We start from the raw sequence: 3007 nt of genomic DNA, 5'->3' as shown, positions 1-3007 counted from the left end.
CTGCAAACGACCCACCAACACCTCGACACTGGCCGCATCGAACACATCGGTACGGAACTCCACCAAACCGCTGATCCCGGCGCTATCCCCGGCAGCGGTGAAGTTCTCGGCCAAGGAGAACACCAAATCTGTTCTGGCCGTGTGGGTCTTCGCCTCCAGGGCGACCACCTGGACATCGCCGAGGGTGAGGCCGGCTGCCGGGCCGCTGCTGTGCCAAGGCAGGTTCTGCCAGGTCAGCATCACCTGGACGAGGGGGTGGTGGGTCAGCGAACGGGTCGGGTTGAGTCGATCGACGAGCACCTCGAACGGCACATCCTGATGCTCGAACGCGGCCAGACTGCGCTGCCGCACCTGCTGGAACAGCTCAGCCACACTCGGATCACCAGACAGGTCCACCCGCAACACCAACGTGTTGACGAAGAATCCCACCAGATCGTCGAGTGCCGGTTCACCGCGGCCGGCGTTCGCGATGCCCACTGCCACATCGGTACTCGCGCTCAGTTGGGACAACACCACCGACAACGCGGTCTGCACCACCATGAAATTGGTGACATTGTGCTCACGAGCCACCGCAGCGATCCGACGCTGCAACTGCGCCGGCCACTCCACCGCCACACTGGCGCCCTGATAATCAGCCACCGGCGGATACGGCCGATCCGTCGGCAACTCCAACCGCTCCGGCAGGTCGGCCAGCAACTGCTCCCAATAAGCCAACTGCTCGGCTATCCGACTGCTGGGGTCACCGATGTCCCCGAGGTGTTCGCGTTGCCACAAGGTGTAGTCGGCGTACTGCACCGACAACGGCGCCCACTGCGGCGCATTGCCCGCACTGCGACTGGCATAAGCCGCACCCAAATCCGCCACCAACGGCGGCACCGACCACCCATCAGCAGCGATATGGTGCACCACCGCCACCAACACATGCTCGTCGGGACCCACCCGGAACAACGTGGCCCGCAACGGAACATCCACAGAAAGATCAAAGTTGTACCGAGCCGCCACACCGACGGCCTCCTCGAGCTGCTGCACCGACCAACCACCGGCATCAACAACCCGCCAACCAAAATCAGCGTCCGCAACCGGAACCACAACCTGACTCGGAACACCGTCCGCCGCCACGAACCGCGTGCGCAGGCTCTCCTGGCGACCCACTACATCTGCGATCGCCGCACCCAGTGCATCCGCTGCCAGATGTCCGGTCATCCGCAATGCCAGAACCATGTTGTAGACCGCTGACGGACCCTGCAGCTGCTCCAAGAACCACAGCCGCTTCTGCGCGAACGACAGCGGCAGAACCGCAGGACGCTCCTGGGTCGTCAATGGCGGCCGAACTGTCTGACCCTGGTTGCGATCCAAATAGTCGGCCAAGCCGCCGACAGTTGGTGCTTCGAACAGGTACCGGACCGGCACCTGGCGACCCAACGCGGCCTGCAGTCGGGCGCCGACCCGAGTTGCGATCAGAGAATCTCCGCCCAGCGCGAAGAAATCGTCGTCCAGACCGATCCGATCCATGCCCAGCACCTCGGCGAACACCTCGGCGACGGTCTTCTCGGTCGTGGTCGCCGGTGCCCGGAATACCGCGGCGGCCAGAACGGGCTCCGGCAGAGCCTTGCGGTCGATCTTTCCGGACGAGGTCACCGGGAACTCATCGAGTACCACGATGTGGGTCGGGACCATGTATTCGGGCAGTCGAGCGCTGACCTGCTGGCGCACCGCGCTGATCTTGCTGTTGGTGTCGGGATCGTTGGCATGGCTGGTGCGGCGCGATGCGCCCGCGGGTGGCAGGTACAGGCCGGTGAGCACTGAATCGTGACCAGGATGTCCGGGGGCGATGAACACCGCGTCGACAGTTCCGGGTACTGCGCCCCAAGTCACCGCCGCTCGATAGCCGATCGCCTGCGCGAGTCGATACAACTGTTCGGGTGTCGCGTCGTCACAGCGTGGGCCGGTATGGGACCGAGACCGCAACTTCTCCAACGGTTTTCCGGCTTCCAGCGACTGCTCGGCCTGCACGTCCGCGATCACGCTTGCCCGTGGTATGCCGCTCACCCGCACGAGCGCTGGGCGCCGCGCCATCAGTTCGGCCTGCAGTCCGGATATTCCGGCGGAGTCGGCCCAGGTCCACGCCGGCGCATCCGCCACCGAGCAGACGGCGCCGGGGCTCTTGTGGATGACGACGTCGTAGCGGTAACGGGTGAGTTCGTTGTCGGCCTCACCGCGCTTGACCTCGATGCCGACCGCACCCACCGCCGGCTGTCCGGTCGCCCACGCGGTGAAGAACTCCGGGGCCAACAACAGTTCCGGCTCACCGACGACGGCCCGCTGAATTCGCGCGCGCAGCTCGTCGATGTCCTCAGAGTCATTCTGGGCCAGGGCGATACCGGTTTGGAATGCGCCTTGCAGGCTGTGATTGCGGACATCGCCGATGAACAGCGCTCCGCCCGGAGCGAGCACTTCCACCGTGCTGGCGATGACCTCGGCGAGGTATCCCGCATTCGGGAAGTACTGCACTACCGAGTTGATGATGATGGTGTCGAAGTACGCCGGTGGCAACCCGTCGGTGAGATGGGCGGGCTGGGTCGACAGCTGGACCCGGTTCCCCCACCGTTGACCCGCGACTGCCGCCTGCAACCTCGCAATGACTGGTGCCGAGAAATCCGTGCCCCAGTACTCGTCGGATCGTGGCGCAACTTGGGACAGCATCAGTCCCGAACCGACACCGATCTCGAGCACCCGTCGCGGCTGCAGGGCGAGAATCCGGTCGACCGTGGTTGCCCGCCACTCCTGCATCTGCTCGAGCGGGATCGGTTCGCCGGTGTAACTGCTGTTCCAGCCCCGGAAATCACTGCCGAAGTCGGCAACTTCGAGATCCTCGTCGTACAGCTCGTCGTAGATCTGTTGCCAATGATCCACCACCTCGGCATCACGATCGGCGCTACTGGTCTGCTGCAGACTGACATAGGCCACCAGGTGGTCGGCGTTCTCGCCGCCATATACCGCGGCCGCG

The 3007-nt window shown here is 64.6% G+C and carries 1 protein-coding gene; it reads right to left on the bottom strand.

Going from position 1 to position 3007, the window contains the following annotated elements:
• Nucleotides 1-3007, bottom strand: a 3007-nt coding sequence (locus AC5Y3P_RS22235; RefSeq protein ID WP_500048103.1) for a condensation domain-containing protein, incomplete at both ends; no start/stop codon positions are given.

This window comes from Mycobacterium sp. NGS45, assembly GCF_059812645.1.
The sequence above is the reverse complement of the archived record's forward strand: the minus strand, read 5'-3'. Positions and strand labels throughout refer to the sequence as shown.